Origin of the sequence: Falsiroseomonas oryzae, from assembly GCF_027856955.1 — a bacterium.
Lineage (GTDB): Bacteria > Pseudomonadota > Alphaproteobacteria > Acetobacterales > Acetobacteraceae > Falsiroseomonas > Falsiroseomonas oryzae.
The window spans coordinates 1-1,406 of the sequence record NZ_JAPSMD010000772.1; the positions used below are offsets into that span (position 1 = coordinate 1).

Here is a 1,406-nt window from a genome sequence, read left to right on the forward strand (position 1 = left end):
CCAGCAGGCGCCCGACCGCGCCGGCCGCGGCGATCGCGCGGGCCAGGTCGGCGCCGTCGGCCAGGGCCACGGCGCGGTCCATCATCCATTCCGCCTCGCGCTCCAGCCGGCGCATGCCGAGCAGCGACCACAGCCGCCACAGCGGCCCGCCGAAGCGGCGCGCCTGCGGCTGCTTCTGCCCGCCCAGCCGCGGCAGGATCTCCTCGGCCAGGGCGCGGCGCAGCAGTTCGGCGCGCACCGTGTCCTGCCCGTCCTGCGTGCCCAGGATCCGCGGCGCGAACGGCTTCAGGCGCTGCCGCACGGCATGCGGCATGTTGTCGTTCAGCGGAATCGCGAAGGCGCGGATCAGCTGCGACGCGCAGCTCGGGCTGTCGGTGTGTTCCTCGCCCGCCAGGCAGGCGACCAGCGACATGACGCACATACGTCCGGCGTCGCGCGTGCCGACGCCGGTGACCAGTTCCACGCGCTCGAGTGCCCGCTCGAGCCGGAGATCGAGGTGCATGCGGACCTTCCTCCATGCAGCCGCGGCGGTTGTGCCGCGGACCGGGCGCGGTCGTGCCGCGCCCCCGGTCCGTTGAAGCTTCCGTCGGGGGTGCCCGATACCTCAATGCACGACCACGGCATTGCGTTCCCGCGCGTCGCAACAACCGCCCGCGGGGCGAGGCCCGCCTGCGTCACATGATCGCGCGGGGAGCGCGTGGGAAGGTTTGCGGGGAGCGCGTGGGAAGGTTTGCGGACAGCGCGTGGGAGGGTCTGCGGGACGCCGATGGGACGGCGCGCGGGAGTCGCGCGAAGCTGCTACATGCCCAGGCAGGAGCACGCCGCATGGACCCCACCCTCTGGCTCGCCTTCGTCGCCGCGGCGATCGCGATGCTGCTGATCCCCGGCCCCACCATCCTGCTGGTCATCGGCCAGTCGCTGGGCGGCGGGGTGCGCAACGCGCTGCCGCTGGCCGCCGGCGTGGCGCTCGGCGACCTCACGGCCATGACGCTCTCGCTGGCCGGCCTCGGCGCTCTGCTCGCCGCCTCCGCGGCGGCCTTCACCGCGCTGAAATGGGCGGGCGCGGCCTATCTGGTGTGGCTCGGCGTGAAGATGTGGCGCGCCCCGGTCGCCGCCGATGCCGCCCCGCCCCTGCCGCCCCGCCGCGCCTTCCGCGAGGCCTATGTGGTGACCGCGCTGAATCCCAAGGGCATCGTGTTCTTCGTGGCCTTCGTGCCGCAGTTCCTGGACCCCGCGCGGCCCTTCGCGACGCAGGCGGCGATCCTGGTGGCCACCTTCGTGACCCTGGCCGCCATGAATGCCGCGGCCTATGCGCTGCTTGCCGCGCGGCTCTCCGGCGCGGTGCGCCGGCCCGGGCTGCGCCGCGCGCTGAACCGCGCCGGCGGCGCGGTGCTGGTGGGCGCGGG

General features: G+C 74.7%; 2 protein-coding genes. One reads left to right on the top strand and one right to left on the bottom strand.

Going from position 1 to position 1,406, the window contains the following annotated elements; translation table 11 throughout:
• Positions 1-502: hypothetical protein (locus OZN99_RS31540; RefSeq protein WP_270939141.1), on the bottom strand; the 502-nt coding region annotated here is incomplete at its 3' end.
• A gap of 323 nt (positions 503-825) precedes the next feature.
• Between OZN99_RS31540 and OZN99_RS31545 the strand changes: the two genes are divergently transcribed.
• Positions 826-1,406, top strand: a 581-nt coding sequence (locus tag OZN99_RS31545) for a LysE family translocator (RefSeq protein WP_270939142.1), incomplete at its 3' end; no start/stop codon positions are given.